The sequence below is a fragment of the Virgibacillus sp. W0181 genome, assembly GCF_051846915.1.
Lineage (GTDB): Bacteria > Bacillota > Bacilli > Bacillales > Amphibacillaceae > JBPYCR01.
Genome location: NZ_JBPYCR010000004.1, coordinates 23010 through 47067 on the forward strand (window position 1 = coordinate 23010; position 24058 = coordinate 47067).

Consider the following 24058-nt stretch of genomic DNA (forward strand, 5'->3'; position numbering starts at 1 on the left):
TATGGTGCTTTTGCCAACTGCGAGAAGGGAAGAAATTGTAAATATATTAAAAACGAAAGATTATGCGGAAATATCCTATTTAAGTCAAAAGTTTCAAGTGTCAGAAATGACGATTAGACGAGATATTGAAAAATTGGAAAAAAGAAATAGAGTGAAAAGGGTTTATGGTGGTGTTCGCTTAAAGGAAGTTACCGAACGAGAACTCGAAAGGCCGATTGACGAAAGGAAAAGTACGAATACGCTCGAAAAGCAAGCAATTGCTAAAAAGGCAGCAGCATTTATTGAAGATGGAGATGTCATCGCTTTTGATGCAAGTACAACCGCATATGAATTAAGTCGTTATATTAAATATAAAAAGAAAGTAACCGTCGTGACCAACAATATTAATATTGCCGTTGAATTATCGGACGATCCGGAAATCACTGTTATTCTACTAGGCGGATTTGTAAGAAGAACTTCCCTTTCTTTAATTGGTTCATCCTTGTCCAAGTACTTGGAATCAATTTTTATTGATAAAGCCTTTATTTCGTGTAAAGCATTAAACTTCACGGATGGCATTACAGATTCCCTGATGGATGAGGGAGAGGCAAAGCAAGCAATAATTGAGCGTTCCAATAAATTGTTCATTGTAGCAGACCATTCCAAGCTTGACACAATCGCTTTTTTTAAGATATGTCCAGCAAAGCGAGTAGACTCATTAATAACAGACTCATTTATTCCGCTAACGGATAGTCAAAAAGCGTGTCTTGATCAATACAAAGACAATGGAGTCGACTTAATTATTGCAGAACCAATACCATCTCACTTATAATTTATAGTGTGAACTGATTGTTGGGAGGGGCATTTTAATTGCTACTGGAGAAAGAAAGAAAAGATATAATAACTTATTGCCAAAAGTTGCTCCATAGCGGACTAACTAAAGGAACCGGGGGCAATATCAGCATATTTAATCGTGAACAAGGACTAATGGCAATTAGCCCAAGTGGAATCGACTATGATGAACTTGTGCCAGAGGATATTGTGGTGCTGGATATGGATCATAATATTGTTGATGGGATGCGAAAACCATCAAGCGAACTAGAGATGCATTCCATTTTTTATAAAAAGAGAAATGATTTGAATGCGATTGTTCATACACATTCTACCTTTGCAAAGACTTTATCTGCATTACGGTGGCGTCTACCAGCAATTTCCTATTTAGTCGCCTATGCGGGTAAAGATGTACGTTGTGCTAAATATGCAAGTTTTGGTACGATGGAACTGGCCGAAAATGCGTTTAAGGGAATGGAAGATCGCAAAGCGGTTTTCTTAGCAAATCATGGTTTGCTTACTGGTGCGACAGACGTAAAAAATGCGTTTAATATTGCGGAAGAGATTGAATTTTGTGCGGAAGTCTATTATCGTGCCAAATCAATTGGTAATCCGGTTATTTTGGATAATATGGAGATGGGTCGCATGCAAGAAGCATTTAAAACATATGGACAAAAGTAATTTATAATAACATACTTCAAAAGATGACATTTTTAACAGGATCGGTTTTTTCCGATTCTGTTTTTGTAATTGAAGTAAATTTCGGCTCTTAAATTTAAAGTTATGAATTAAATTACTGGAATACTTTTCATCTGCATTATAGATTTACTATAGATTGTCGATCACTTCATATATATTTCAACAATTTATGGACAAATAATGATAAAATGTTCTCATTCGATCTTATTTGCTATAATAAATAATTAGAATGCATTATGTTTTTTTAAATGACTATTGGAGTGAACAACGTGTCAAAAATTTCATCGACGCCAGGTCGAATTTATAGTGAAAGTTCTCTGTTGGCTGATATAAAATCGCTCCTTAAAGGGCTTGTTTTAGTTGCCAATGTTTTGCCGGTGCTTACTGGTTTTTGGTTAGCTACTCATTTTGCGGGAGTATCCTTTGTCGATCATTTCAACACCTTCATACTTACTATAATAGGGAGTACACTGACCGTTGCAGGGGCTTTAATGCTCAACAACTGGTATGAAGTTGATCTAGATCGTGAAATGCTGCGGACAAAGCAGCGGCCGACAGTTACGGGCCATTTTTCTTTGCAAGCTGTTTTGTTTACCGGTGTTGCAAGTTCAACTATTGGCATTGTCCTATTAATGCTTACCACAATGGAAGCTGCTCTTTATGCGTTTTTGGGCTGGTTTACGTATGTCGTCTTGTATACATTCTGGTCGAAGCGTCGTTTTACATTAAATACAGTAATTGGTAGTGTGTCGGGAGCTTTTACCCCTTTAATTGGCTGGGCTGCTATCGAGCCTGCATACCATATTGTGCCAATTAGTTTATTTCTTATTTTATTCTTCTGGCAAATTCCACACACTTTTGCTATTGCAATTAGAAGGTATAAGGAATATAAAGCGGCAGGTGTACCGATGCTTCCGGTTGTTGCGGGCATTGAGATGACAAAGCGCCAAGCGGTAATTTATATAACTTGTCTGCTTCCATTACCTTTATTATTGTCTTCCCTAGGCACTATTTTTATTATTATTGCATCCATCTTAAACGTCGTATGGATCGTAATAGGGGTTCGGGGCTTTTTCTTAAAAGACGATATAAAGTGGGCGAATATGAATTTCTACTATTCTTTAATTTATTTAGTCGTGCTGTTATTTACAATGATGGTTGTAACATATCCTGGCGCAAGCTGACTATTTAGTCGTGTGAGTCGTGATAAATTTGGAACTGCGGTGTAATACAATAATTTTACAAAGGCTGGCTGACTATTTTGGATTCCATTAATAAACGAGTTATCGATACGTTTGCTTATTTGCATGACAATGCGGAAATTAGTTGGGAAGAAACGGAAACGACGAAGTATATTGCAAAATTATTAAAAGACAATAATTGTTATGTAGAAACATTTGTTGATTGCCCAGGAGTAATTGGGAAGTACGGAGATTTTAGTCGTGGCCTTCCGGTTGTAGCGATTCGCGCAGATATGGATGCATTGTGGCAGGAGGTAAATGGCAAGTTCCAGGCGAATCATTCTTGTGGTCATGATGCCCATATGTCTATGGTGCTCGGTTTGCTATGGAAGTTGCAAGAAAATCCTTCCCTCAAGAAAGAAATAGCGATTAAGTTTATTTTTCAACCTGCCGAAGAAGAGGGTACTGGCGCACTAAAAATGGTAGAAAAAAAAGTGATTGACGATGTCGATTATTTGTATGGCATCCACTTAAGACCTATTCAAGAAATGGAAATGGGAAGAGCGGCACCAGTAATTGTGCACGGGGCAACACAAAGTATCGAAGCGGAAATTGTTGGCGAAGATGCGCACGGGGCAAGGCCGCACTTAAACCAGAATGCGATAGAGATTGCTGCACAAATTGTAACGATGATCGGTAAAATACATCTTGATCCTCGGATACCGCATTCAATCAAAATGACAAATTTTCATGCAGGCGGTAAAAGCACAAATATTATTCCGGGAAGCTGCAGTTTTGCGTTGGATTTACGGGCGCAAAATAATGATTTAATGGATATATTGGAACGAAAAGTTGGTTATATATTTGAAGCGATTGAAAATTTATACGATGTCGAAATTAACATAACGAATCATACAGGGGTAGCAGCAGCTAAAACAGATGATGATGCCATAAGCATAATGCGACAAGCAATCAAAACAACGCTCGGTGAAGATAAGGTGGATGCGCCTTTAATAACACCGGGTGGGGATGATTTTCATTTTTATACGATAAAAAAGCCATCTTTAAAAGCTACAATGATCGGGTTGGGCTGTGATTTGAAGCCAGGATTGCACCACCCTAAAATGGCTTTTAATCAAGAAGCGTTGATGGATGGGATTAATATATTGTATCATGCAGTTTTGCGGACGTATCGTATCGATTAATTATGCTTAAAAATAAACGGTGTATTTAAAGGCTACACCCCTTCTAAATACGCTGTTTGTTGCGTAGCGTGGTATAGGGAAAGTACAAAATTTTTTTCATATGGGACGTTCATCGAAAGACAAATTTTGTATGATAGATATAAATAGAACTAAAATTATTTCCAGAAAGGAACTTACAGGATGAAACTTATTTATCAAGGAAAAACAAAAGATGTTTATCGTCTCGATAATGAAAACGTCGTATTGAAATTTAAAGATGATGTGACAGGCGAAGATGGTGTGTTTGACCCTGGTGCAAATACGGTTGGACTAACGATTGAAGGCGTTGGTAAAACAGGTTTACGCATGACGGAATTCTTCTTTCAAAAATTAAAGGAAGCGGGCATACCGACTCACTTCGTTGAAGCTGATTTGGATGAAGTGACGATGACAGTTAAAGATGCAGCGATGTTCGGCAATGGGCTTGAAGTTATTTGTCGTTATCGAGCTGTTGGCAGTTTTTATCGCCGATTTGGTGCATATTGCGAAGAAGGACAACCGCTTGATGGATTTGTCGAAGTTACGTTGAAAGATGATGAACGGCAAGATCCACCTATTTCAGGAGATGGTTTGGCTCAACTAAATATTATGTCGAAGGACAGTTACCAAGCCATAAAGCAATTGACACGCACTATTTCCGATATTGTTAAATTAGAGCTGGCGAATAAAGGACTTGAATTATATGATATAAAATTAGAATTTGGGCGCGATCAAAGGACAGACGACATTATGCTGATTGATGAAATTTCCGGTGGGAATATGCGTGTATATAAAAATGATAAATATGTAACACCGTTAGAATTGGAACAATTGTTGTTAGGAAAAATGAATTAATATAAATTGGGTCTGAACCATGTGCTTCTAAATGTGCAGTTCGGACCCATTTTTATGCGTTTGGCACAATGATTTAAACGATTGGCTTGAAAATTGTTTTTCTGACTGACATGCATACTATTGTTCTGTATAATTTGAATTAACAATATTCTAGTTTTTTAAATCGATATAAAGAGAGATGATTGAGATGAATCGTGAAAGTATATTCGCTCTGATGAGCAGCTTTTATCAATTATTCCCAGGTGCAAAATCAATTGCTGTTGCTGATCCGAACAAATTTATTTACTACCAACCGAGCAGTCAGATCGATTTAAAAATCCGGCCGAACGAACCTGTTGAAGAAGAAAAGGTGACACACAAAGCGATTCAAACCCGAGAAAAAGTGGCCGAACAGATTAATCAGACGAATGAACATTCGCCATACTATGGTATAGCGGTTCCTATCTTGGACAATAACGAATTACAAGGCGCAGTGGCGGCATTTTATCCAAGAGCACCACAATCATTACAAGTTCCCTTTTTAACGGTGAAGGCAGATGACCGATGGCTACCTATTCAGTTAGAACAAGTTATTTATATGGAAGCGCAAAATAGAAAGACGTACATACTTTCAGCAACTGGTAAAGGAACGCATCGAAATAATTTAACAGAGCTCGAAATGATTTTGCCGCAAGAAATGTTTATCCGGTGCCATCGTTCTTATATCATTAATATGAACCAAATAAAAGAGATCCATCCTGATTCTCATTCCACTTTTATTTTAGTAATGAAAAATGATTCACGTGTACCTGTTAGTCAAAGCTATGCAAAATACTTTAGAAAACAATTTGGATTTTGAGAATAAGTATTGTTGTTTAATCATTTCTAATGTATAATATTTAGTGTCTCAGTACAAATAAAAGCCCTTTCATACATAAGAGAGTGAATGATTCATAGTAGGTTGGTAAAATGACAATTATATAATCATGTATAATTTTAATAGAGGTGATTTAAAATGGCGGCTGATTTGAGTAAGTTAATTAGAAACAAAGCATTTTCAGATAAGGTTGTATCAGTAGAAGAAGCTGCATCTTGGATTAAGGACGGAATGACGATTGGGATGAGTGGGTTCACATTATTTGGAGAGCCAAAAGAATTCCCAATGGCGCTTTCTGAGAGAGGCAAGAAAGAAAATTTTAAAGTGAACCTGTATACAGGTGCATCACTCGGCCCGACAGCAGACCAATCCATGGCGGAAGCGGATATTATTAACATGCGAATCCCTTATCAAGGTAACGCGGTTATGCGTAAAAAAATCAATAATGGTGAAATGTACTATATTGATCAGCATTTATCACACACAGCAGAAGAAGTACGTAAGGGTACACTTGAGCCCATAGACTATGCAGTTATAGAAGCTGCTGCAATCACGGAAGATGGAATGATTATCCCGACAGGTTCAGTAGGTAACTCTCCAATTTTCGTCCAGGAAGCCGAACATGTTATTATTGAGCTGAACACGGCAGCACCAAAAGAGTATGAAGGAATTCATGATATTTATATTCCGGCCGAAGCAGGTGAACGTGATCCTATTCCGTTGGATATAATCGATAAAAGAATTGGCGATATTGGAATCAAGGTAGATCCAGCGAAAGTAAGAGGTATTGTTATATCCGAACAGCTAGACATACCATCTCCATTAACCGAGCCAAATGAAGTGACGCAAACAATTGCAGATAATTTGCTCGACTTTTTCCGTGATGAAATTAAAGAGGGACGTTTAACGAAAGAATTGGCACCACTTCAGTCTGGTGTTGGTTCGGTTGCTAACGCTGTGCTTAATGGAATGAGAGAATCGGAATTTCGTGATATTGAAGTTTACTCCGAAGTTTTGCAAGATGGCGTTTTCGATCTAATCGATGCCGGAGTTGTTAAATTTGCTGCAGGTACGGCATTTTCACTTTCCAAGAAAAGAGTCGATTCCCTTGCAGAGGATTTGGCTAAATATAAAGATAGAATTGTCTTTAGACCGCAAGAAATTTCAAACAATCCGGAAAACATTCGTCGTCTAGGTGTTATTTCATTCAATACACCAATTGAAGTCGACATCTACGGTAATATTAACTCGACCCATATTGGTGGTACGAAGGTGATGAACGGGATCGGCGGTTCAGGAGATTTTGCGCGTAATGCGAGAATTACGATATTCGTAACACCGTCAATAGCCAAAAACGGAGATATCTCCGCAATTGTACCATTTGTTACTCATGTGGATCATACAGAACATGATGTTGATGTTATTGTAACAGAGCATGGTTATGCAGATCTTCGTGGGAAGGCACCTACACAAAAAGCTGTTGAAATCATTGAGAACTGTGCTCATCCAATGTATAGAGAGCAGTTAAAAGGCTATTTTGAAGAAGCAAAGGAAAAGGTTGGCGGTCAAACTCCGCATATGCTTGACAAAGCGTTTTCTTGGCATACACGATTTGCTGAAACCGGCACAATGCTTGAGAAAGATGCTGCAAAAAAGGAATAATAAATTTGAAGCGAGAGCCTTTCCCCCTCGCTTTATAATTAGAAAATTTTCTAGTTCATCCGGTATGTTTTAAAAACGTATCGGCTGGACTATTTTTTTGAGGGGGAGTAGATATACAAAATAATGTATACGATGTCAGGTGCAATTAATAGTAGTGAGCTTTCTATATCCAATTATAAGGGGTATGGAAGGTTAGGCAAATAGTGGCATCGGTCAATTTTTCGTCTTGGAGAAAACTTTTTAATTATTTAAATAAACGTACCCCTGTTTAGCGTAGGTGTGACTGCTATATTAGTTGAATATGTTTTGTAATGCGAACTGATGTGCACGGACGGTTCGTTCAATATCTTCTAAGGTATGAACGGTTGACAATGAATAGCGGTTCAGTGGTTTAATATAAATTCCTAGATTTAACAGTTGTTCATCGATCGACTGACGTAACATACTGTCAGAAAGCCATAAATCTCGATAGTTTCGAATAGGGTGCGCTGTGAAGACAATGTTGAAAATACTGCCAATGCCAATGGTCTTCATGTTTATATCGTACGTTTCATATAATTTTTCAAGTTTGTTCCGCAGTACCATCGTATGATGAAATAGACGTTGTAACGTATCACCTTCTTCCAATATACGAATGGTTTCCAGACCAGCCGCCAAAATGATTGGGTGCCCATTGTATGTGCCACTATGAAAGACGATTTCATCTTTCTGTTTGCTTTGGCCTCCAACGGAAAAAATATCTCCTTCATCACTTGCAGCAGTCAACATCATGATCTCTTTTTTTCCACCGACTGCTCCGATTGGATAGCCGCCACCGAGTACTTTCCCCAATGCTGTTAAATCCGGCGTCACTTGATAAATGCTTTGTGCGCCACCAAGTGCAACGCGAAATCCTGTTTTTACTTCATCGAATATAAGCAAAATACCAAGCTCTTCGGTCAATTTTCGTAAACCATGAATAAATGTTTTTTCTGCTGGGATGAAACCGCCTTGGACAGGTTCTAAAATCACAGCGGCAAGTTCATTTGAATGTTTTCGTACGAGACGTTCTGTTGATTTCAGATCATTGAAAGGCAGAACGATTGTGTTTTCTTTTTCCTCCTGAGTAATACCTTTCGATTCGGCTACTGGAATAGGAGAATGATCATTTCCCGCTTCATGTTCATTTGGATTAACGCTCACAAGCACTTGGTTATAGCCTCCGTGATAATGGCCTTCAAATTTGGCGATTTTCGGTTTGTTTGTATATGCAATGGCAAGACGGTTGGCAAACATTGTTGCTTCAAGACCGGAGTTTGTATAACGTACTTGGTCTATCCCTGGATAAAGTTCAATCAGTTTTTTTGCCATCTGTATTTCCAGTTCATGTGGTGTGCCAAAAATTGCAGTACCAATTGATTCCATGTGCTTACTAACAGCCTCTTTCACTCTGGGATGTCCGTGTCCGGTCATTAAAGCTCCATAACAAAGAGAGTAATCAATATATTCCTGATTATCAACATCGGTTAGCTTACTTCCATTTCCGCTCTTCATGAAAATAGGATGGGGAGAAAAAAACTTAATATTGGCTGTTACCCCGCCCGGGATGACTTCTTTTGCTTCCTGAAACATCTTTTCCGACTTCTCTTTCGATTGTTGAGAAGTTGTTTCCAACATGAAATACCCCTCGCATTATTGTATTTGATCTTTCACTATATAGTATATGCGAGGAAGGAACTTTATGCAATTAATATTTCATAATATAAAAATAGTGAAATAAATATTACAAATATTAATTGTGATCGTAAAAAACATTATAATCATCCCATAATTGTTCGAGTGTTTTTAGTCGTTTGTTTATTTGAATATGATCTTGGTTGCCGATGTATGTTATCAAAGTGTTGATCAGACTCAGCGGTGCGACAAATGAATCAAGGAAAGCCGGCATCTTGCTTGATGAAAATAACGCTACATCCGCGTAAGCAGTAATAGGTGATGAAAGATAATCGGTCAAAGCAATAATTCTCGCCCTTTTTGTATGGGCATAAGAAACAATGTCAAGTGTATTTTTTGTATAACGGGCAAAGCTGATTCCGATTACAACATCCTCTTCATTCACATTATGAATTCGATCCAATGCGGTAGCGGTCGTATGGATAAGTTCACTTTTTCCAAAGATGATATCCAAATAATATTGAAGAAAAGTACCTAGCGCGATGGCACTTCGGTTAGCGACGATGTATATTTTTTTTGCCTGTGCAATATCGTCTGCTGCACGTTGGATGTCGGTAATGTTTAAGTTTTCCATCGTAGATCTTATGTTTTTTATATCGTCATTAAAAATATCGTAAACAGCTCTTTCGGTTTCACTATAAACAGTACGAGCCATTTTTAATCGTTCCACCGTGTTTAATTGTTTCTCTGCAGACTCAACTAGCTGCTGTTGTAACGCTTGGTAACCGGAATAACCGAGAAAGGTTGCAAATCGAACAATGGTCGCCTCACTTACATTGGTTAGCTTTGCAAGCTTATTTCCAGTTAAAAAGGGTACAGAATGTGGGTTTTCCACGATATAATCTGCAATTTTGTGCTGTGACTTACTCATTTGATTCCTTGAATTTGCTATTTTTTTATAAATGTTTGCATGTTCCATGGATTCACCTCTTAATTGTACTTCGGAAGTATTGGTGCTTTTCATCATTGTAGCAATGAATAAATAATTGTTCATCCTGTACTATAGAGCGACTTGTTGCCTTTATACATAAATATACACTGTTTGTGTATAACAATTGTATACAGGATACAGGTGTATATGTTGATAATTCAACGTTAATGCATTAAAAAATAATTAAATAATTTATAAATATACTATTGATTTTATTTTTATACAGTATATAATAGGTTTTATTAGAAAAAAGGAGTGAATGAAATTATGAAAGTGGCAATTATAGGAGCGACCGGATATGGTGGTGCCGAATTAGTTCGAATATTGCACAATCATCCGAACGTTTCCATTCATTCCATTCATGCTACTAGTTTGCTAGGGGAGCAAATTCAGGCAAGTTATCCTCATATGCAAAATGTAGTTGATTTACAGCTTGATTCCGTAGATGCGGAAAAATTGGCAAGTCAAGTGGATCTTGTTTTTACGGCGACTCCCTCCGGGGTGTCAGCAAAACTCGCTCCTGTGTTTTTGGAGCAAAACGTAAAAGTTATTGATCTTTCAGGAGACTTCCGAATTACCGATCGTCAAGCATATGAGGCGTGGTATGGGTTGGAAGCTGCTGATGAGAACTTGTTGAATCAGGCGATATATGGATTAACGGAGTGGCTTGATGGGGATGTTTCGGATGCAAAGTTGATTGCGAACCCTGGATGTTACCCCACAGCTGTATTGTTAGGCCTAGCACCTTTGGCGAAACAAAAAATGATTGATGAAAAAACAATCATTATCGATGCAAAAACAGGCGTGAGTGGCGCAGGTCGAGGAGTTTCGGGTGCAACCCACTTTGCTGAAACTAATGAAAATCTGAAAATATATAAAGTAAATGCACATCAGCATACAGCGGAAATTGAACAACTGCTTCACCGTTGGAATGAAAATATAGATGTAGTGACATTTTCTACGCATCTCGTTCCAATGACGCGAGGAATTATGTCAACGATGTATGCAACAGCAACAAACGAAGTAACGACAGAGCAGCTCTTTAACCTGTATAAAGAAAGTTATCAAGATCATCCTTTTGTTCGTATACGAAAACAGGGGACATATCCAAGTACAAAAGAAGTGTATGGTTCCAATTTTTGCGATATTTCCTTAACGTATGATCAACGAACAAACCGAATTATGGTCGTGTCTGTGATCGATAACCTAATTAAAGGAGCATCCGGGCAGGCTGTGCAAAACATGAATAAAATGATTCAACTTGATGAAAAGACGGGACTGGATTTTATGCCGGTCTATCCTTAATAAAAAATTAAAACGGGAAAGAAAGGAGATTGAAAATGCTCACGAGTCAAAAAAGTGTTCAAAAATTAGAAAGAGGTACGATTACAACACCGGCGGGTTTTCAAGTGGCTGGCTTGCACTCTGGTGTGAAAAGAAAAAGAAATGATTTAGGTATTCTTTATTGTAATACACTTGCAAATGCAGCGGCTGTTTATACATTAAACGAGGTTAAAGCAGCCCCACTATATGTGACGAAAGAAAGTATTGCACAGGAAGGGAAACTGCAAGCAGTGATTATTAATAGTGGCAATGCTAATGCATGTACGGGCGATCAAGGGAAAAAAGATGCTTACACAATGCGTCAAGTGACTGCCGAGCATTTTTCACTCCAAGCGCATCACGTTGCAGTTGCTTCAACGGGAATTATCGGTTTACAAATGCCAATGGATAAGATTGTTCCACATATAAAGAAGCTTAAGCCAGAAGCAACGGAAGATAGTGCTGCACAGTTTGGCCAATCTTTAACAACGACAGATACGTTCAAAAAATCCACTTGCTACCAGGCGACGATTAATGGAAAAACCGTAACGATGGCTGGTGCCGCAAAAGGGTCGGGCATGATTGAACCAAACATGGGGACGATGCTTGGGTTTGTAACAACCGATGCTGTTATTGAATCCGATATGATCCAATTGGCCTTAAAAGAAGTGACGGATAAAACATTTAATTGTATTACCGTTGATGGAGATACGTCAACAAACGATATGGTAATCGTTATGGCAAGTGAACAAGCAGGAAATGAAACATTAACACCAAAACATGAGGATTGGGATCAGTTTGTTACACTGCTAAAAAACACTTGTGAAGATTTAGCTAAAATGATTGCACGTGATGGAGAAGGTGCAACCAAACTTATTGAAGTGGAAATAAAAGGTGCCAAAAACGACGAACAAGCGATTCAAATCGGAAAGTCAGTCGTCGGGTCATCACTTGTGAAAACAGGCGTTTATGGATCTGATGCGAATTGGGGCCGAGTTATTGCGGCGGTTGGCTATAGCGGTGCAGTCGTTAATCCGGATACAATTGATATGGCAATGGGACCGATAATGTTATTAAAAAATAGTCAGCCTGTTCATTTTTCAGAGGAAGAAGCGACCGCATACATGGACAATGAAACAGTCAAGATCATGGTTGATTTACATGTTGGTGATGGTGTAGGCAAAGCTTGGGGCTGTGATCTTACGTACGATTATGTACGCATCAATGCAAGTTACCGTTCGTAAGGAGGATATCGAAGTGCACGATACAATTGTTTTAAAATGCGGCGGCAGTACCATTGATGAATTGCCTAAAAGTTTTTTCGCGAATATTCGCGCTTTGCAAAAGTCCGGCTTAAAACCGGTAATCGTACATGGTGGTGGTCCGGCGATTAAAGAAATGCTAGCAAAGCTTCATATTTCGTTTGAATTTATTGACGGCTTGCGAAAAACGACTGAACCGATTATGGATGTTGTTGAAATGGTATTGTGCGGACAAATCAATAACCGATTGACGAGACAATGTAATGATGCTGGAATGCAGGCGGTTGGTTTGTCGGGATCGGACGCTAATTTATTGAAGGCAAAACCAGTTGATTTAAAACGGTATGGCTTCGTTGGAGAAATCGAAAAGGTCAACGGTAAATTGCTGGAACAATTGCTGGAACAAAACATTGTTCCCGTGATTGCGCCGATTGCACTTGGGGCGGACGGAGAACGTTATAACGTCAATGCGGATACGGCTGCCGGAGCGGTTAGTAAAGCGCTGAATGCGAAACAACTTATTTTTGTTACCGATGTTCCTGGTGTCATGAAAGATGGAAGACTGATGGAGCAGGTGACAAAAGACGATATAAAAAAGTTGCTGGATGATGAAACGATATATGGCGGTATGATACCCAAAGTGACCGCTGCATTGGATAGCTTGGACGGAGATGTGAATGAAGTCATGATCGTTGACGGAAAAAACACTATCCTTCAGTCCGATACACAGCTTATTGGTACGGTCATTACAAAGGCAACGGAGGTAGTGTTATGACCTATCAGTTACCGACGTACAATCGAGTGGACCTATCAGTTGCACGAGCGGCAGGAACCATAATAGAAGATGTCAATGGGCAAACATTTTTGGATTTTGGATCCGGAATTGGTGTCTGTAATTTGGGCCATCGTCATCCCGCTGTTCAGCAAGCAGTAGAAAATCAACTGAATCAATATTGGCACGTATCGAATCTATATAAACAGCCTATTCAGGAAGAAGTAGCAAAACAACTTGTAGAACATAGTGCAGGAGATTATGTGTTTTTCTGTAATAGTGGAGCGGAAGCTAATGAAGCAGCGATAAAACTTGCACGAAAAGCTACTGGAAAGAAAAAGATTATTACGTTTAAACAGTCCTTTCACGGCAGAACATTTGCAACAATGGCTGCTACCGGTCAGGAAAAAGTCCAAACAGGTTTTGGTCCAATGCTCGAAGGCTTTAAATACGTGAACTATAACGATTTGGCAGCAGTTGAAGAAGCGGTGGATTTAGGAACAGCCGCTATCATGCTGGAGGTTATTCAAGGGGAAGGCGGCGTTCACCCGGGAAATTACTCCTTTATACAAGGAGTAGAGCAATTGTGCAAGAAGCATGACATTCTGCTCCTTGTAGATGAAATTCAGACCGGAATTGGTCGTACCGGAAAGGCGTTCGCCTATGAGCATTACAATATTGCACCAGATATTATAACGACAGCAAAAGGCTTGGGTAATGGTTTTCCTGTTGGGGCAATGATTGCAAAAGTCCCGCTTGAAGAGCATTTTGGCCCAGGCACACACGGATCAACGTTTGGCGGGAATCCACTGGCAATGGCTGCAGCAAAAGAAGTATTGCAAACCATATTTCAAGCGGAATTCCTACACGAAGTTACCGAAAAAGCGGATTATTTACTTGAATTGTTAAAAAGTCAAATCGGAAAATATGATTCTGTTACGGCCTTTAAAGGCAGAGGCATGATGATCGGTATCCATTGCTCGAAAGATATATCGACACTTGTTCCCAAGCTTTTAGCAAACGGCTTGATCGTGTTAAATGCTGGACCCAATGTTATTCGTTTATTGCCCCCGCTCACCGTATCGAGAGAAGAAATGAAAAAAGCGGTATCAATTTTGGCTGACACATGGAAAAACGAATCATGAGAAATTGGAACGAAAATGAAAACTTGGAGCGAACAATTTAAGATTTTAACCAAAAAAGATAAGGAAGTGAAGGTGTCATGATTAATCCCGTAGTGGTACAAAATATGAAAAGCAAATTAGAAGGTAAACATTTTTTGAAGCTTGCAGACTTTACAAAAGCAGAGTTAATGGATTTAATTCGCTACACGATACAATTAAAAAACATGCAAAAAGTGGGAGAATCCCACCAACTGTTGAAAGGAAAAACGTTGGCGATGATATTTGAAAAGTCTTCAACAAGAACCCGCGTTTCTTTTGAGACAGGAATGTATCAACTTGGCGGTCATGCAATGTTCTTAAATAAAAATGACTTGCAAATCGGTAACGGAGAAACGATTGCCGATACAGCAAAAGTACTATCCCGCTATGTAGACGGAATTATGATCCGGACGTATGACCATGCGATTGTAGAGGAACTTGCTGATAATGCCTCCATACCGATCATTAACGGATTGACTGATGATTTTCACCCTTGTCAAGTGCTCGCTGATTTAGTAACGATTTATGAGGAAAAGGGTTCATTTAAAGGATTAAAGCTTGCCTTTGTTGGTGATGGCAACAATATGGCGCAATCGCTATTAATGGGTTGTGCAATTATGGGAATTGATTGTACTGTCGCCTCTCCGGATAACAGTCAAGTTGATCCTGAAGTATTTAAGCAAGTCATGGGAAAAGCCGCTGTGTCAGGTGCGAAAATAGAACAGACAAACGACCCGCACAAGGCAGTAGAAGGTGCTGATGTGATCTATACGGATGTGTGGGCGAGCATGGGCTGGAACGGTGACTTAGAAAAACGGAAACAAAGCTTTATGAAATTTCAAGTGAATGATGAGCTCGTAAAAGAGGCGAAAGAAGATTATTTATTTCTTCATTGCCTTCCAGCACATAGGGAAGAAGAAGTTACTGGTACCGTAATTGACGGCGATCATTCGGTCGTATTTGATCAAGCGGAAAACAGACTTCACGCTCAAAAAGCAATCCTTACATCCCTTTTATAAGAAATAGAACGATATAATTAATCCCCCGTTTTCCATTAAGGAGAGCGGGGGATTGCTGTTTTTAAAATAAATTTCTAGTAATCACGGAAATCAATATTTTATTAACGTAAAGGCTTGAACTTTACAAAACCTTTACATTCAATACATACCCACTTAATATTTGACTCCTATACTAGGAATTGTGAGGGAGAGAAATTCTCCTATAAATCTACTAAAGGGAGGACAAAAGAATGTCTTTTAAAAAGTACTTCATTTTTTTAGTATTGGCAGTTTTTTTAGTGCTGTTGGCGGCGTGTGGCGCGGATGCACAGAAAGAAACGGATCAAACAGAAGAAACATCTGATAACGAAGAGAAAACGAATGACGCCGAATCGGAGGGACTCGATGGGAGTGTCGTCATAGACGGGTCTGGTACCGTATATCCCTTAATGGCTCGGTTGGCTGAAGAATATATGACAACGGAAGAAAATGTTTCTGTAGAAGTAAGTCGATCAGGTACAAGTGCCGGGTTTGAAAAGTTTCTGTCAAAAGATGGTACAGATTTTAATGATGCTTCACGAACAATTAAAGATGAAGAGCAAGCAAAAGCAGATGAACTTGGAATTGAAGCGAAAGAACTAAAAGTGGCACTGGACGGTTTGACATTTGTTATTAACAAAGATAACGACTGGGCTACAGAAATGACTGCGGAAGAATTAAAAAGTATTTTCTTAGCTGAGAGAGACGTAACAAAATGGTCCGATATTAACCCGGACTGGCCGGATGAAAAAATAAATGCGATGGGGCCGAATGAAAATCACGGGACATACGAATTCTTTTATGAAAGCATCATGGAAGAAAAGGATTTAGTAGATGATATCAATCTACAACAGGAATATCCAACATTAGTTAAATTAGTTTCAGAGGACGTAAATGGCATTGCCTTCTTCGGATTTGGATACTATGTAAACAACAAGGACAAATTACAAGCGGTGAATGTTGACTTCGGAAACGGAGCTGTGGAACCATCCCTTGATACGATAGCTGAAGACGGGGAATATGGAGACTTCACTCGTCCCGTGTTTACGTACTTAAATTTAAACCAGGCGAAGGAAAAAGAACAAATTCTTGACTATGCAATCTATGTGATGAATAATGTGAACCAATTTGCTGGTGAGGTGGGATTTGCACCAATACCGGATGCGGAAGCACAACAGCTTATTACTGATTTGGAAACTTTCAAATAAGAAGCTAATTGTAAGAAGGATAAAACAATAGGATGAGAGAGTCACTTGCTCTTATCTTATTGTGATTTATATCTTTCGGAAAGGATTGCGGTATATTATGGCGGTAAATAACACTTTGGATAGCAATCAACCAGTGAATACAAGAGCGTTGATCAATAAGAAAAAGCGATCGAAAAGTTATTCGGTAATGATGGAAAAACTGGTTTCTTTTATTCTATTTTTAATTGCAGCTGTATCCGTTGTAACAACTATTGGGATATTGTACACATTGCTCAGTGAAACGATAGCTTTTTTTAAGGAAGTGGCATTTATTGACTTCTTTACCGGCACAACATTAAAACCATTAAGCAAAAATCCAGAATTCGGTGTGTTACCGCTGATTAACGGTACCATTTTTTCCTCTTTAATCGCCATGCTCGTTGCCGGGCCAATTGGAATGATGACTGCTATTTATTTAAGTGAATATGCGACAGAAAGAGTAAAAAGGTTGTTTAAACCTTTATTAGAAATTCTTGCCGGTATACCGACAATTGTTTATGGTTTTTTTGCATTTACGTTTGTAACTCCGTTATTAAAACATGTGATCCCAAGCTTGGAAACAACCAATATTTTAAGTCCAGGGCTTGTAATGGGAGTGATGATTATCCCGATGATTGCCTCGTTGTCTGAGGATGCAATGAATTCTGTTCCCAATTCGCTGCGGGAAGGGGCACTAGCGTTAGGGGCTACGAAATTGGAAGTAACATTCCGTATCGTCATTCCGGCAGCATTATCCGGAATTATCGCTTCATTTGTATTGGGAGTTTCTCGGGCGATCGGCGAAACGATGATTGTCACGATCGCCAGTGGAAGTACAAAAAACTTCACTTTTGATATTACGCAGTCTATGCAGACGATGACCGCTTATATCGTTGAAGTTTCTGGTGGAGAAGCCCCGGCAGGATCGACAATTTACTATAGTTTATATGCCGTGGCAATGACGTTGTTCGCTTTCACATTGTTGATGAACTTACTTGCACGCTATATCTCTCGTCGGTTTAGGGAGGAGTATTAAGAGATGAGGTACGTTGATAAAGATCAAGTAGACAAAAGGATGTATCGCCGTCTACTGAAAAATCGAATTTGTACAAAACTGTTTTTACTCGCTTCATTATTTGGCTTCATTGTATTGGTTACTTTAATTATACGCGTTTTATCGGATGGGATCGCTTGGATTAATATTGACTTTTTAACTGGAAAGTTATCAACACAGTTTGACCGTGCGGGAATTATGGGGGCTATACTTGGTACAGCATGGTTAATGGTCGTTGTAATACCTGTCACGTTTATACTTGGCGTTGGAACTGCAATCTATCTGGAGTTATATGCACAAAAAGGAAAGCTGCAATCATTAATTCAAACGAATATTGCTAACCTGGCCGGTGTACCATCAATTGTTTATGGGATCGTGGGGCTGACCATTTTTGTAAGAGCACTGGATTTTGGGAATATCGTTTTAGCAGGTGGGCTGACAATGTCGCTACTTATTTTACCTATCATCATTGTTGCAAGTCAAGAAGCGATTCGCGCCGTCCCTCTTCATTTGAGTGAAGCTTCTTATGGTATGGGGGCAACGAAATGGCAAACTGTTCGAAAAATCATCCTCCCTACAGCATTACCGGGGATTTTAACCGGAGGAATTTTATCATTGTCACGAGCGATTGGGGAAACAGCGCCACTCGTTGTTATTGGCATCCCGGCATTACTTATTCCTTTTCCGGGCGGGATTTTAGATAAATTTACGGTACTACCAATGCAAATATACTATTGGACACTGGATTCTGCCTTAGTGGATGAATATTTGAATTTAGCTGCCGCAACAATTATTGTCCTGCTGTTCTTTTTATTTTTACTGAATTCATCTGCAATCATTATACGAAATAAGTTTCAGAAAAGATATTGAGGCTTAAAACTTTTGAAGACTAAATTACATTTTTCAAGGAGTGAATCGGATGGCACTGTTGAAGGAAAAGAAGATTGTTGATTTCAAAATAAATCAGGAACCGACACAGCATATTCGTTTGGCGAAAGATGCTGTTTATCAGACAATCGATTTTAATCTATGGTATGGCGGCACACATGCTTTGAAGGATATTAATGTATCGTTTCATCAAAATGAAGTAACAGCGATTATTGGTCCTTCCGGTTGTGGAAAGTCATCGTTTATTAAAGCATTGAACCGAATAGTTGAGCTTGTTCCGATCGCAAATCTTTCAGGGGATATTTTGTATCGTGGCAAGAATGTCCTTCATAAATCGTTTAAAGTGGAAGACTTAAGAACGCAAGTTGGGATGGTTTTTCAAAAACCGAATCCATTTCCTAAATCGATCTATGAGAATATCGCTTACGGCCCTAAAATTCACGGCATACGAAATAAAAAAATATTGAACGAAATCGTGGAACATAGTTTGCGCAAAGCTTATATATGGGATGAAGTAAAAGATCGTCTGAATGACAATGCGTATAGTTTATCAGGGGGACAACAGCAGCGCTTGTGCATTGCACGTTGTCTAGCGATTGAACCGGATGTGATTTTAATGGATGAACCAACCTCTGCCCTAGACCCGAAATCTACGTTAAAAGTGGAAGAGCTGGTGCAAGATTTAAAAAAGGAATATTCGATTATTATGGTGACACACAATATGCAGCAAGCTGCCCGTATTTCCGATCAAACAGCTTTTTTCTTTGAAGGTGAAGTAATTGAATATGATGCTGCTGATGTTATTTTTACGAATCCAAAAGATAAACGGACGGAGGATTATATTTCGGGGAGATTTGGGTGAGAAAATGAGAACAGTTGATTTTATTTATGAAGAGAAAATCAGTGAACGAACCAACGTGAAAGTAGCATCATTGGTTCGTTCATTTTATTTCAAGTAATGAAGAATTGATTTCTCTGATCATATACTTTGACGCTGTAAAAACAATTCGCCTCTAAATTCATAAAAATCACTAAAGAATCTACATGCTAATCAATTTTTACAATCCAATGGAATGGATCTTCTTTTCGGCCATACTGAATGGCTGTTAACGTGTCGTAAACTCTTTTTGCAATTTCCCCAGTTTGTCCTTCGTTAATAACGAGATCTTTTTCTTCCCATGTCAGTTGTCCGATTGGAGAAATAACGGCTGCCGTTCCTGATCCGAAAGCTTCTTCTAGTGTGCCATTTTTATGAGCATCTAATACTTCCTCCATCGAAATTTTTCTTTCTGTTACAGGCACGTTCCAATATTTCAGCAATTGGATAACGGAATTTCTCGTTACCCCTTCCAAAATACTTCCATTCAGCTTTGGGGTGATCACTTCACCATTAATTTTAAAGAACACGTTCATGCTGCCAACTTCTTCCACGTACTTCTTTTCTACCCCATCAAGCCATAATACTTGGGCAAAACCCTTATCTGCAACTAGCTCCTGGGCCATTAATCCAGATGCATAATTTCCGCCAGTTTTTGCTTCTCCGGTACCACCTTTGACCGCTCGAACAAATGTGTTTTCGACAGCAATTTTTACTGGATTGATTCCTTCTTTGTAATAAGCTCCGACTGGGGAAAGGATTACAATGAATGTATAACGCCGGGACGGTGCAACACCAAGGTACGGTTCGGTTGAAATGATAAATGGTCGAATGTAAAGCGATGTCCCTTCTGAGGTAGGAATCCATTCTTTATCGATAGCAACAAGCTGTTTAATCGCTTCAATCGCAAATTCTTCATCTATTTTCGGGATACAAAGCCTTTCATTAGATCGATTCAATCGCTCCATGTTTTTTTCGGGTCGAAACAATTGGGCTTCGTTATTTGGAGTGAGGTACGCCTTTAAACCTTCAAAAACGGATTGGCCATAATGAAAGATCATCGCAGCCGGATCAATTGTCAACGGTTCGTATGGCACAATACGTGCGTCATGCCAGCCAGCTTCCGGTGTATAGTCCATCATAAACATATGGTCTGTGAATACCCTGCCAAATTCAAGCTGATCCGTTTGTGGTTTTGGTTTTTTGTTAGAAGCTAGTGATTTTTGTATGATTCGTTCCTTCATTGTATAAACTCCTATCCTTTATTGTTGAAAACTCATTATTTCCTACTAACATATCACATTCGAGCGCTATTGTGATAAATTAATTTGCTTTTAATTTAACTTATGTGTTTGAATAATTGTTTCTACTTAGTAGCAATATTAAATTTTTTTAATTTATAGTTAAGATTTTGACGCGAGATACCTAGTTTATTACTAGCTTTTGTAATGTTGCCGTATGATTCATTAATTGCTTCTTTTATTAAATTAATTTCAAGGTGCTCCAATTGTTCCGTTAAGGTTCCATTAGTTTTGGTATTAGGGATCCTTGGTGGGAAAGATCCTTGCTGAGTATTTACTTCTTCCAACATTTGTTGTTGAAACGTATATGGGAGATGGTCGAATGTTATAATTTTTTCGTCATTTATTAAATTTAAAGCCCCTTCAATTGTATGTTCCAATTGTCTTGTATTTCCAGGCCAAGAGTACTCTTGGAAAAATTTAGCAACATCTTCTTGCACACCGTCAATTTGTATATTTAGTGCTTTAGAATGCTTTTCTATAAAATGATTCATCAGTACGGTCAGGTCAGTTTTTCTTTTTCTTAACGGTTGAATAACTAGGTTTACAACTCCTAACCGATAATATAAATCTTCGCGTAGTCTACCTTTTTGTATTGCTTCTTGTGGGTCTTCATTTAATGTTGCCACAATACGTACATCTGCATCTATCTCTTTATTGGAACCAAGTCTTCTTACCTTTTTTTCTTGTAATACCCGTAATAATTTTGCTTGTAAACTCACTCCCATAGAATTTATTTCATCTAGTAATAATGTACCTTTATGAGCCTGTTCGAAAATACCGCTTCTTTCAACTGCACCAGTAAAACTTCCGACACTTGTACCGAAAAGTAATCCCTCCAATAAACTTTTAGGAAGAGCAGCACAATTTTGAGCAATAAATGGTTTTTCACTTCTTGGACTTTCATTATGAATGCTTTGTGCAAATAGTTCTTTTCCTGTTCCCGTTTCCCCGATAATTAACACATTTGACGGAGAGCTTGCTGCTCGTTTAGCGAGTTCAATAATTCGACCCATCTCTCTACTTTGAAAAACAATGTTTTTAAACTGAAATCGTGTATTATTTGAGGGTTGATCATCATTCAGTTGAATCATAGGAGCATCGTTATTGTTTTTCAAACGGCGAATAGTATCTTCTAACTCTTTCTGTTTAGTTATATCTTTTAAAATTTCAACTGCACCCATCTTTTTAGTCCCGCTCATGAGAGGATACGTTTTCGATAAAATAGTCACTTCTTTTCCATCGGACTTAAAATGTGTTTCCCTATGATTTAACGTCTTTTGAAGCTTCAATGTTTTTAAAAGCTTACTATTATCTTCTTCTAAATTCGGAAAAGCTTCAAACAAATTTTTATTTTTTATCGATTCGGGTTCACGTAAATTAATCTCCCCCATTTTTTTATTATAAAACAAAATTTTTAAATCCTCATCAATGACACATATACCTTCTTCCAGTCTATCTAAAATAGTGTCGTATGTGCGTAGCCTTTCGTGTAATAAATCTAGCTTATATTTAATTCGTTGTTTTTTAGTTACGTTATTAAAGATCAATAAAAAGTAATCTTCAACTGAGGATATCGATAAAAGTAATTCTTCTGTACCAAATGAGACAGATATCCCAGTTGTTTCTTTTCCAGGTGTAAAATATTTTTCCAATTCATCAGGCATAAGTTCATAGATAGAAGTGTTGTATAAATTGGATGAATTAAGAGAAAACAACCGCATCGCTGATCGGTTCATTTGCAGTACATCTCCGTTATCATCAGTAATGACCATACTTTCAAAAAAATTATTCCATACATTTTTTAATGGAAAATCAACTATGAGAATCACCTCAATAATATATATTGGAATTGAATCTGTATATTTCATTATAGCGAAAAAAAGTTTGCTGTACAATATTTTTCTTTTGAAAAATTCTTTTCATTCAAAATTTTGAATAAATAAGAGAAACATGTGCTTACTTCCTTGTTTAAACCTATTTGATGTAATAATAGTCTGCTGATTTAAAGTTGGCATATTTATTGCAATATATTATTTACAACGAGAAAAAGGAGGATTAAAGTTGCACATTAATTTACAACAAGTGAAAACAATTGATGTTCATTGTCACCCATTTTCAGCAAACGAAAAATTATTTACAGAAGTTGATTTTTTGGAACACTTATCTTTAGCAGTTGTTCCAAATATGTTTAAGAAAAAGAAAAGTTCAGAATACCTGTATCCAGGAATGAATATGTACATGCAAATTACTATTCAAAAGCTGGCAGAGTATTTTAATTGTGAACCAACTGTTGAACAAGTAGTAACAAAAAGAAATGAGTATGCAAAAGATTTTTCAGGATACACGAAAAACCTTTTTCACAATGTGTCTTTAAAAGGATTATTGGTTGATTATGGGTATCCAACGCCACCAATAGACAGAAATGAATTTGAAAAATTAGTAGGTTTTTCTACAATGGAAGTTTACCGAATTGAACCAGCCATGGATCGGCTTCGTGAAGAGTGTAAAACTTTTCAACAGTTTATAGACGAATATAGAGCTGATTTAAGAAGCTCTTTAAATAATAAACACGTTCTTGGATTAAAGTCTATTATTGCTTATCGTTCAGGATTGGATATAGGAAAAATGGATATAGACATTGCTTCTAAACAATATGAAGATTTTCGTATGGATAGAAGAGCTAAAGTGAAGTCGTTAAAAGACTATTGTTTACATGTTGCTATGGAGGAATGTACTCGATCGGATAAAGTCATGCACATTCATACAGGTGTTGGTGATGGAGAAGTAATTTTGCAAAAGGCGAGTCCAAGCTTGCTCATTGATATGCTTCGGGAAGAAAAATATGCAAATACGAAAGTACATTTTGTTCATGGGGGCTATCCATGGATGGAAGAGGCCGCGTTTATTACGAGTATCCTACCAAATGTATATATGGATATTTCTTTACAAAATCCATTTAGCGGTCACGGTGTAAAACGAATCATTTCCCAAGTATTTGAATTTGCTCCGTTTAATAAAGTGATGTATGGATCTGATGCTTTCACTGTACCTGAAATGAACTGGCTTGGTGTAGGTCTTTTCAAGGAATGTTTTGAGGAAGTACTATTGGAATGGATTGATCAAAAATATATGGATGAAAAAACAGCACAAACTATTGGCGAAATGGTTCTTTATAAAAATTTTGAAACCGTATACAACAAAGATATAAATGGATAAGTATTT

21 protein-coding genes are annotated in these 24058 nt (G+C 38.0%); 17 read left to right on the forward strand and 4 right to left on the reverse strand.

From position 1 onward, the window contains the following. Position 1 precedes the first annotated feature (1 nt). The 7 genes from ACLIBG_RS03165 to ACLIBG_RS03195 all read left to right on the forward strand — a co-directional run bounded on the left by ACLIBG_RS03165 (position 2) and on the right by ACLIBG_RS03195 (position 7286). Positions 2 to 811: a DeoR/GlpR family DNA-binding transcription regulator gene (locus tag ACLIBG_RS03165; protein WP_439311264.1), complete on the forward strand. Its 810-nt coding sequence runs from the start codon at positions 2 to 4 to the stop codon at positions 809 to 811. Positions 812 to 849: 38 nt separating this feature from the next. Then, positions 850 to 1491, forward strand: coding sequence for an L-fuculose-phosphate aldolase (locus tag ACLIBG_RS03170; protein ID WP_439311265.1), 642 nt, complete (start codon positions 850 to 852; stop codon positions 1489 to 1491). Between the two features lie 266 nt (positions 1492 to 1757). After that, positions 1758 to 2693: a heme o synthase gene (cyoE, locus tag ACLIBG_RS03175; RefSeq protein ID WP_439311266.1), complete on the forward strand. Its 936-nt coding sequence runs from the start codon at positions 1758 to 1760 to the stop codon at positions 2691 to 2693. Between the two features lie 74 nt (positions 2694 to 2767). Then, complete coding sequence (locus tag ACLIBG_RS03180) at positions 2768 to 3895, forward strand: M20 peptidase aminoacylase family protein (RefSeq protein WP_439311355.1); 1128 nt, start codon at positions 2768 to 2770, stop codon at positions 3893 to 3895. Positions 3896 to 4075: 180 nt separating this feature from the next. After that, entirely contained in the window at positions 4076 to 4768 is a 693-nt protein-coding gene (locus ACLIBG_RS03185; RefSeq protein ID WP_439311267.1) for a phosphoribosylaminoimidazolesuccinocarboxamide synthase, read from the forward strand. A 187-nt stretch (positions 4769 to 4955) separates the two neighbouring features. Continuing rightward, positions 4956 to 5606 carry a LytTR family DNA-binding domain-containing protein gene (locus tag ACLIBG_RS03190; RefSeq protein WP_439311268.1) on the forward strand — a complete coding sequence of 217 codons (651 nt, stop codon included), beginning with the start codon at positions 4956 to 4958 and terminating at the stop codon, positions 5604 to 5606. A 156-nt stretch (positions 5607 to 5762) separates the two neighbouring features. Continuing rightward, positions 5763 to 7286, forward strand: a complete 1524-nt coding sequence (locus ACLIBG_RS03195) for a succinate CoA transferase (RefSeq protein ID WP_439311269.1) — start codon at positions 5763 to 5765, stop codon at positions 7284 to 7286. Between the two features lie 291 nt (positions 7287 to 7577). Here ACLIBG_RS03195 and ACLIBG_RS03200 read toward each other — a convergent pair whose 3' ends face one another. Further along, positions 7578 to 8942, reverse strand: a complete 1365-nt coding sequence (locus ACLIBG_RS03200) for an aspartate aminotransferase family protein (protein WP_439311270.1) — start codon at positions 8940 to 8942, stop codon at positions 7578 to 7580. A 115-nt stretch (positions 8943 to 9057) separates the two neighbouring features. Next, positions 9058 to 9918: a MurR/RpiR family transcriptional regulator gene (locus ACLIBG_RS03205; protein WP_439311271.1), complete on the reverse strand. Its 861-nt coding sequence runs from the start codon at positions 9916 to 9918 to the stop codon at positions 9058 to 9060. 279 nt (positions 9919 to 10197) lie between these two features. Here ACLIBG_RS03205 and argC point away from each other — a divergent pair, with 279 nt between their 5' ends. The 9 genes from argC (at position 10198) to pstB (ending at position 19517) form a co-directional block, all read left to right on the forward strand. Next, positions 10198 to 11235, forward strand: a complete 1038-nt coding sequence (gene argC, locus ACLIBG_RS03210; protein WP_439311272.1) for an N-acetyl-gamma-glutamyl-phosphate reductase — start codon at positions 10198 to 10200, stop codon at positions 11233 to 11235. 35 nt (positions 11236 to 11270) lie between these two features. Further along, entirely contained in the window at positions 11271 to 12497 is a 1227-nt protein-coding gene (argJ, locus tag ACLIBG_RS03215) for a bifunctional ornithine acetyltransferase/N-acetylglutamate synthase (protein ID WP_439311273.1), read from the forward strand. A gap of 13 nt (positions 12498 to 12510) precedes the next feature. Next, a complete protein-coding gene (gene argB, locus ACLIBG_RS03220; protein ID WP_439311274.1) occupies positions 12511 to 13290 on the forward strand; it encodes an acetylglutamate kinase in 780 nt (259 codons plus the stop codon). After that, on the forward strand, positions 13287 to 14432 hold the full coding sequence (locus ACLIBG_RS03225; RefSeq protein ID WP_439311275.1) for an acetylornithine transaminase: 1146 nt from the start codon (positions 13287 to 13289) through the stop codon (positions 14430 to 14432). Before argB ends, ACLIBG_RS03225 begins: the two co-directional genes overlap by 4 nt. 77 nt (positions 14433 to 14509) lie before the next feature. Next, positions 14510 to 15469, forward strand: coding sequence for an ornithine carbamoyltransferase (gene argF, locus ACLIBG_RS03230; protein ID WP_439311276.1), 960 nt, complete (start codon positions 14510 to 14512; stop codon positions 15467 to 15469). A 230-nt stretch (positions 15470 to 15699) separates the two neighbouring features. Further along, positions 15700 to 16695 (forward strand): PstS family phosphate ABC transporter substrate-binding protein, encoded by a 996-nt coding sequence (locus ACLIBG_RS03235; protein WP_439311277.1) that lies wholly within the window; start codon positions 15700 to 15702, stop codon positions 16693 to 16695. 97 nt (positions 16696 to 16792) lie between these two features. Beyond that, a complete protein-coding gene (pstC, locus tag ACLIBG_RS03240) occupies positions 16793 to 17749 on the forward strand; it encodes a phosphate ABC transporter permease subunit PstC (protein ID WP_439311278.1) in 957 nt (318 codons plus the stop codon). Positions 17750 to 17752: 3 nt separating this feature from the next. Continuing rightward, the gene (gene pstA, locus ACLIBG_RS03245) at positions 17753 to 18637 is read left to right on the forward strand and encodes a phosphate ABC transporter permease PstA (protein ID WP_439311279.1); all 885 of its coding nucleotides are present in this window, start codon (positions 17753 to 17755) and stop codon (positions 18635 to 18637) included. 49 nt (positions 18638 to 18686) lie between these two features. After that, the gene (gene pstB / locus ACLIBG_RS03250) at positions 18687 to 19517 is read left to right on the forward strand and encodes a phosphate ABC transporter ATP-binding protein PstB (RefSeq protein ID WP_439311280.1); all 831 of its coding nucleotides are present in this window, start codon (positions 18687 to 18689) and stop codon (positions 19515 to 19517) included. 185 nt (positions 19518 to 19702) lie between these two features. Here the strand turns inward: pstB and ACLIBG_RS03255 are convergent, their stop codons facing one another. Then, positions 19703 to 20776: a branched-chain amino acid aminotransferase gene (locus tag ACLIBG_RS03255; protein ID WP_439311281.1), complete on the reverse strand. Its 1074-nt coding sequence runs from the start codon at positions 20774 to 20776 to the stop codon at positions 19703 to 19705. Between the two features lie 122 nt (positions 20777 to 20898). Beyond that, positions 20899 to 22572, reverse strand: coding sequence for a sigma-54 interaction domain-containing protein (locus tag ACLIBG_RS03260; protein WP_439311282.1), 1674 nt, complete (start codon positions 22570 to 22572; stop codon positions 20899 to 20901). Between the two features lie 325 nt (positions 22573 to 22897). Between ACLIBG_RS03260 and ACLIBG_RS03265 the strand changes: the two genes are divergently transcribed. Next, complete coding sequence (locus ACLIBG_RS03265; protein ID WP_439311283.1) at positions 22898 to 24052, forward strand: amidohydrolase family protein; 1155 nt, start codon at positions 22898 to 22900, stop codon at positions 24050 to 24052. Positions 24053 to 24058 lie beyond the last annotated feature (6 nt).

Bases quoted from the DNA above. Each gene is read 5' to 3' on its own strand.
- pstA (WP_439311279.1), top strand. From the start codon at position 17,753: ATGAGGTACGTTGATAAAGATCAAGTAGACAAAAGGATGTATCGCCGT.
- ACLIBG_RS03165 (WP_439311264.1), top strand. From the start codon at position 2: ATGGTGCTTTTGCCAACTGCGAGAAGGGAAGAAATTGTAAATATATTA.
- ACLIBG_RS03190 (WP_439311268.1), top strand. From the start codon at position 4,956: ATGAATCGTGAAAGTATATTCGCTCTGATGAGCAGCTTTTATCAATTA.
- pstC (WP_439311278.1), top strand. From the start codon at position 16,793: ATGGCGGTAAATAACACTTTGGATAGCAATCAACCAGTGAATACAAGA.
- argC (WP_439311272.1), top strand. From the start codon at position 10,198: ATGAAAGTGGCAATTATAGGAGCGACCGGATATGGTGGTGCCGAATTA.
- argF (WP_439311276.1), top strand. From the start codon at position 14,510: ATGATTAATCCCGTAGTGGTACAAAATATGAAAAGCAAATTAGAAGGT.
- ACLIBG_RS03225 (WP_439311275.1), top strand. From the start codon at position 13,287: ATGACCTATCAGTTACCGACGTACAATCGAGTGGACCTATCAGTTGCA.
- ACLIBG_RS03200 (WP_439311270.1), bottom strand. From the start codon at position 8,942: ATGTTGGAAACAACTTCTCAACAATCGAAAGAGAAGTCGGAAAAGATG.
- ACLIBG_RS03235 (WP_439311277.1), top strand. From the start codon at position 15,700: ATGTCTTTTAAAAAGTACTTCATTTTTTTAGTATTGGCAGTTTTTTTA.
- ACLIBG_RS03185 (WP_439311267.1), top strand. From the start codon at position 4,076: ATGAAACTTATTTATCAAGGAAAAACAAAAGATGTTTATCGTCTCGAT.
- pstB (WP_439311280.1), top strand. From the start codon at position 18,687: ATGGCACTGTTGAAGGAAAAGAAGATTGTTGATTTCAAAATAAATCAG.
- ACLIBG_RS03195 (WP_439311269.1), top strand. From the start codon at position 5,763: ATGGCGGCTGATTTGAGTAAGTTAATTAGAAACAAAGCATTTTCAGAT.
- ACLIBG_RS03255 (WP_439311281.1), bottom strand. From the start codon at position 20,776: ATGAAGGAACGAATCATACAAAAATCACTAGCTTCTAACAAAAAACCA.
- argJ (WP_439311273.1), top strand. From the start codon at position 11,271: ATGCTCACGAGTCAAAAAAGTGTTCAAAAATTAGAAAGAGGTACGATT.
- ACLIBG_RS03205 (WP_439311271.1), bottom strand. From the start codon at position 9,918: ATGGAACATGCAAACATTTATAAAAAAATAGCAAATTCAAGGAATCAA.
- ACLIBG_RS03260 (WP_439311282.1), bottom strand. From the start codon at position 22,572: ATGAACCGATCAGCGATGCGGTTGTTTTCTCTTAATTCATCCAATTTA.
- cyoE (WP_439311266.1), top strand. From the start codon at position 1,758: ATGACTATTGGAGTGAACAACGTGTCAAAAATTTCATCGACGCCAGGT.